Origin of the sequence: Halothiobacillus sp. (genome assembly GCF_027346185.1) — a bacterium.
Taxonomy (GTDB): Bacteria; Pseudomonadota; Gammaproteobacteria; order Halothiobacillales; family Halothiobacillaceae; genus Halothiobacillus.
Genome location: NZ_DAIESY010000002.1, coordinates 1 through 5,720, shown reverse-complemented (window position 1 = coordinate 5,720; position 5,720 = coordinate 1). Strand labels below are relative to the sequence as shown.

The following is a 5,720-nucleotide window of genomic DNA, read 5'->3' as shown; positions in this document are numbered from 1 at the left end:
TCGACCGATTACGATATTTCCGATCGACTCTATTTTGAATCGTTGACGCTCGAAGACGTGCTCGAAATCGTCGAGGTTGAAAAACCCAAGGGTGTCATCGTGCAGTTCGGCGGTCAGACACCGCTGAAACTGGCGCGCGATCTCGAAAAAGCAGGCGCGCCGATCATCGGTACCACGCCCGATGCCATCGACCGGGCAGAAGATCGCGAACGCTTCCAGGCCATGATTTCCGAACTGGGGCTCAAGCAGCCGCCCAACCGCACGGCCCGTTCGGCGGACGAAGCCATCAATCTCGCCGCTCAGATCGGCTATCCGCTGGTCGTTCGGCCATCCTACGTGCTGGGTGGCCGGGCGATGGAAATCGTGCACAACGAAGAAGGGCTCAAGCGGTACATGCGTGATGCGGTCAAAGCCTCCAACGATTCGCCCGTACTGCTCGACCGATTCCTCGACGATGCGACTGAAATGGACATCGATGCGGTATCTGATGGTGAGAACGTGGTCATCGGCGGTTTGATGGAACACATCGAAATGGCCGGGGTGCACTCCGGTGACTCTGCCTGTTCGCTCCCGCCGTACACGGTTGCTGCACCGATTCTGGCAGAAGTTCGTGCCCAGGTGACGGCCATGGCCAAGGCATTGAATGTTGTCGGTTTGATGAATACTCAGGTCGCGATTCAAGGCAACGATATCTACATCATCGAAGTGAACCCGCGCGCGTCCCGGACGGTACCGTTCGTATCCAAGGCGGTGGGCATACCGCTCGCAAAGATTGCAGCGCGCGCCATGGCGGGCATATCGCTCGCCAAGCAGTCAGTCACCCGTGAGTGCGTGCCGCCGTATTATGCGGTCAAGGAAGCGGTGTTCCCGTTCATCAAATTTGCCGGTGTTGATCCACTGCTCGGCCCCGAGATGAAATCAACCGGCGAGGTGATGGGCATCGGGCGTGAATTCGGCGAAGCCTTTGCCAAGGCTCAGGCGGGTGCTGGCAATTCATTGCCGACTTCCGGCCTGGCCTTCGTTTCCGTTCGCAAGCAGGATTATTTTGCCGCCGCCGCGGTGGCGAAGGCTCTGTCTGCGCAAGGTTTCTCGCTCTGCGCCACGCGCGGTACCGCGCGCCATCTGACTGAACAGGGGTTGACGGTCGAGTCGGTGAACAAAGTGACCGAAGGCCGCCCTAATATTGTTGATATGATCAAAAACAAAGAGATTGCCTTGATCATCAACACGACAACCAGCAGCAACCAGTCGCGTTCGGATTCGTTCCAGATCCGTCGCGAAGCGCTGCATCAACGTGTACCCTATTTCACGACCATGGCGGGCGCCGAGGCAATGGCCCTCGCGCTGGCTTATCTGCAGCAGCCGATTTCCGTCAACCGGTTGCAAGACCTGCATAAAGAGTGTGAAGTGTAATGCAAACGCCAATGACGGCCGCCGGAGCGGCCAAATTAGAAGCCGAACTCAAGCAACTGCGCAGTGTTGAGCGTCCACGCATCATCCAGGCGATTGCCGAAGCGCGTGATCTGGGTGATCTGAAGGAAAATGCCGAATATCATGCCGCGCGTGAAGAGCAGGGGTTCATCGAAGGCCGGATCAAAGAGATCGAAGCCAAGCTGTCTCATGCCAATATCATCGATGTCACCCGACTTCCGCCATCCGGCAAGGTGATTTTCGGTGCGACTGTCAGTGTGCTCGATGTGGATAGCGACGAAGAAATCACCTACAAGATCGTGGGCGATGATGAAGCCGATATCAAATCCAACATGATCTCGATCCATTCACCCATTGCCCGAGCGCTGGTGGGCAAGTCGTTGGGTGATGAAGTGACTGTCGATGCCCCAGGCGGCAAGCGGATTTTCGAAATCACCGAAGTTCAATATATCGCCTGATTGGGCGGCCCAACAGAAAGAATTTCCCATCATGCTTGACCCCAAGTTAGTTCGCAGTGATCCCGAAGCGGTTGCCGCGCAGTTGGCGCGACGCGGTTTCACGTTCGACGTGGCCCGGTTTACCGCGCTTGAAAACGAGCGCAAACAGGTTCAGGTCGATACTGAGCAGATGCAGGCCGAACGCAACAGTCGATCGAAGCTGATCGGCAAGATGAAGGCCGCTGGCGAAGATACCGCCGCGTTGATGGCCGAAATCGGTGGCCTGGGGCAGAAACTCGATCAAGCCAAGCAGCGTCTGGGCGAGATTCAATCCGAGCTGGATGCCCTGTTTTCGCTTGTGCCCAATCTGCCGGCCGAAGACGTTCCCTTCGGTGAAGATGAAGCGGGTAATGTCGAAGTGCGTCGTTGGGGCACACCGAGGACGTTCGACTTTGAAATTCAGGATCATGTCGCGCTGGGCGCCGCACTCGGGATGAATTTCGAGCAGGCGGTGAAGCTGACCGGCTCACGGTTTGTGACCTTGGCCGGCGATCTGGCGCGCCTGCATCGTGCGCTCGCGCAGTTCATGCTTGATCTGCACATCAGTCAGCACGGTTACACCGAGATGTACGTGCCCTACATCGTCAATGACAAGAGCCTGTTCGGTACCGGTCAGTTGCCCAAATTCGGTGAGGACCTGTTTGCGCTCAAGGGCGATGCCGACTGGTATCTGATCCCCACGGCTGAAGTGCCGCTCACCAATCTGGTTCGTGACGAATTGTTGTCGGCCAATGATTTGCCCCGGCGCTATGTGGCGCACACACCTAGTTTCCGTGCGGAAGCGGGTGCGGCTGGGCGTGATACCCGAGGGATGATCCGGCAACATCAGTTCGATAAGGTCGAGCTGGTGCAGATTGTACGGGCCGAGGACTCCGCCGCCGCACTGGAAGCACTGACCGGCCACGCCGAAGCCGTTTTGCAGGCGCTGGAGCTGCCGTACCGCGTCATGCAGTTGTGCACGGGCGATATGGGCTTCTCGGCGGCGAAAACCTACGATCTGGAAGTCTGGCTGCCCGGCCAGAACACCTATCGGGAAATCTCTTCCTGCTCCAACTGTACCGATTTTCAGGCGCGCCGCCTGCAAGCACGCGTGCGCGACGCCGATGGCAAGCCGCAGCTCGTACATACTCTGAACGGCTCAGGCCTGGCCGTAGGGCGCACCCTGGTTGCCTTGCTGGAAAACCACCAGCAGGCAGACGGCAGTATTGCACTGCCGCTAGCACTGCGGCCTTACTTTCAGGGCAGAGCGGCTATCTGTGTTCCTGAGGGGCAGCAGGGTAAAGCATGAGTGAAGCGGCCGATTCCGTCATCTTTGACGATGTCCGTCAGACGGTGATTTCCACCCTGGGGCTGGATATTCCGGCTGCTCGGTTGACGGCAGATTCCCCATTACTCGGGGCCTTGCCAGAGCTCGATTCCATGGGGGTGGTTCTCATGCTCACGGCACTCGAAGATCGTTTCGACATCGTCCTTTCGGATGATGAAATCGACTCGGCCTGGTTCGAGACCCTGGGTACATTGACGCTGGCAATCGAGTCGCGACTGCCGCACTGATTTCTCGATTTCCTTGTTTGCAAAACAATAAAAACCCGCCCATGAATTTTCCGGGCGGGTTTTGTCGTTTTGTTTCCGGCTTTTACCGAAAACGAATCAATCGTTGATCAAGTGATACTTGGCCAGCAATTCTTCATGCGTTTCGCGGTGGTCAGGATCGAGTGGAATGCAGTCCACAGGGCACACTTCAACACATTGTGGCGTATCGTAATGACCCACGCACTCGGTGCACAGGTTCGGATCAATCACATAAATCTCCGGGCCTTGCGAAATGGCGCCATTCGGGCATTCCGGCTCGCAAACATCGCAGTTGATGCATTCATCGGTAATCAACAGGGACATGGTTCACTCCTCTTCGGCGCTATCTCGAACATCAGTGGCGTGAATTTAGCATGTTTGGCCCGGCTTTTGTGGCCTGTTCGTGCTTGATGATTTCTTTTAGCGCATCCACCACGTGCAATGGCACGAAACTGGCGACGTTTCCACCCAAACGGGCCAGTTCACGCACGATACTGGACGACACGAAGCCCAGTTCCTCGGTGGGGGAAAGGAAGACCGTTTCGATTTCCGGCGCCAGTCGACGATTGACTGCGGCCATCTGAATCTCGGACTCGAAATCCGATACGGCGCGCAGCCCCCGCACAATCGAGCTTGCGCCCAGTTCCCGCGCGAATTCGACCAGCAATCCGTCGAACGACAGCACACGGATATTGGGGAATTCCTGCAACGCCACACTGGCAAGCTCTGAGCGCTGTTCCAGATTGAAAATCGGAGTTTTGGTTGAAGCGGCCGCTACGGCAACAATCACCTCATCATAGAGACGAGCCGCCCGTCGGGCGACATCGATATGGCCAAAGGTGATGGGATCAAACGTACCGGGATAGATAGCGCGTTTCATGGATTAGAACCTAATGCACCAGCATATTGATGCCCAGAATTACGAGGACAATCGAGAAAATGCGCTTGAGGGTTTTGGCAGGTAGCCGGTGAGTGAGCGTTGCACCGATGGGCGCGAAAAACAAACTTGGAATGACAATTCCAATCAAGGCCGGCAAATAGATATAGCCCAGTGACCACGGCGGTAAATCTGGCGCATGCCAACCTGTCAGCACATAACCCGCTGCACCCACCAACGCATTGGGCAGACCAATTGCGGCACTGGTGGCCATGGCGTTGCGTGCCGCTACATTACACCAGAGAAAAAAAGGCGTGGTCAACGCGCCGCCGCCCATACCCATAATCGTGCCCACTGTGCCCACGCCCACACCCACGCCGGTGAGTGGCACGGTGCTAGGCAGCTTGCGTGTGGGGGTGGGGTTTTTACCAAAAGCCATTTGCAACGCAATCAGGATTTCCAAGACTCCAAACACCCTTTTTAGAATGTCGCCCGGCAACAGATGGGCGATAGTGGAACCTAAAATAGAGCCGATGACTACGCCGGGCGCAATGCGGATAAACAGATCCCATAACACCCCTTTGTTTCGGTGGTGCGTGTAAATCGATGCGATTGACGAAAAAAGAATTGTGGCCAGAGAGGTGCCAATGGCGATATGTACCAGATTAGGATTGTCACCCAAGCCAATGGTCGGAAATAGCAACAACAATACCGGAACCACTACCAGGCCGCCGCCAATGCCCAGCAGACCAGCGATCAGGCCCGAGAAAATCCCGAGAAGGATGTAGATACTGTATTCAATCAAAATCAGATCGCTCGTTGGGTGTGACGGTAAAGGTGTAATCAGCAACAAGGATAGCTAATTTTAGAATTTACTTATAATGAATAATATTTATGTATGAATAGGTGGATCGTTATTGAACCGGATATCGAGTGGCGTAGTGGTTGTGATTTTCAGCCCGGCCTGCTGAAACGGGGGGTGTCTAGCATCAACTGCAAAAAAGCCTGATTAACCCTGTCAAGTACGGCGCATCAGCATAACACCTACCCTGGGAAGGCTTGCATTTGTTCGATCATTCCAGAGATTTCTGAAAAGGGTCGACCGAGAAACGAAAAAGGGACTTCGATATCCATCTGATTGTCGACAACTACTCGACACAGGCCGCACCAATGCCATGCAGTTAAAATAAAATCTGCCGAATGGAGGGTGTCAAATAATCTGTGTAACTGAGTTCAGTCAGGCACCCGGTCACCGTACAGAATGACGAACTGATTGAGTGCCGCTTTCCAGTCCCTAATGGGACGAGTCCATTTTCTGGCCACGTTCTTCAGGCCCATAAACA

7 protein-coding genes are annotated in these 5,720 nt (G+C 55.3%); 4 read left to right on the top strand and 3 right to left on the bottom strand.

The annotated features are described in order from the left end of the window. The 4 genes from carB to M7R55_RS00080 form a co-directional block, all read left to right on the top strand. Positions 1-1,413 (top strand): carbamoyl-phosphate synthase large subunit (gene carB, locus M7R55_RS00095; protein ID WP_298217411.1); only part of this gene is annotated, 1,413 nt, incomplete at its 5' end. Further along, a complete protein-coding gene (gene greA / locus M7R55_RS00090) occupies positions 1,413-1,889 on the top strand; it encodes a transcription elongation factor GreA (protein WP_298217409.1) in 477 nt (158 codons plus the stop codon). The genes carB and greA, both read left to right, overlap by 1 nt. A gap of 31 nt (positions 1,890-1,920) precedes the next feature. Then, positions 1,921-3,216, top strand: a complete 1,296-nt coding sequence (gene serS / locus M7R55_RS00085) for a serine--tRNA ligase (protein WP_298217407.1) — start codon at positions 1,921-1,923, stop codon at positions 3,214-3,216. Then, a complete protein-coding gene (locus tag M7R55_RS00080; RefSeq protein WP_298217404.1) occupies positions 3,213-3,482 on the top strand; it encodes an acyl carrier protein in 270 nt (89 codons plus the stop codon). Before serS ends, M7R55_RS00080 begins: the two co-directional genes overlap by 4 nt. 96 nt (positions 3,483-3,578) lie before the next feature. Here M7R55_RS00080 and M7R55_RS00075 read toward each other — a convergent pair whose 3' ends face one another. Genes M7R55_RS00075 through M7R55_RS00065 form a run of 3 tightly spaced genes read right to left on the bottom strand, consistent with a single transcriptional unit; the run spans position 3,579 to position 5,182 of the window. After that, positions 3,579-3,824 (bottom strand): YfhL family 4Fe-4S dicluster ferredoxin, encoded by a 246-nt coding sequence (locus tag M7R55_RS00075; protein WP_290678589.1) that lies wholly within the window; start codon positions 3,822-3,824, stop codon positions 3,579-3,581. Between the two features lie 31 nt (positions 3,825-3,855). Continuing rightward, entirely contained in the window at positions 3,856-4,380 is a 525-nt protein-coding gene (gene coaD, locus M7R55_RS00070; RefSeq protein WP_298217401.1) for a pantetheine-phosphate adenylyltransferase, read from the bottom strand. A gap of 10 nt (positions 4,381-4,390) precedes the next feature. After that, entirely contained in the window at positions 4,391-5,182 is a 792-nt protein-coding gene (locus tag M7R55_RS00065; protein WP_298217399.1) for a sulfite exporter TauE/SafE family protein, read from the bottom strand. Between the last annotated feature and the right edge of the window lie 538 nt (positions 5,183-5,720).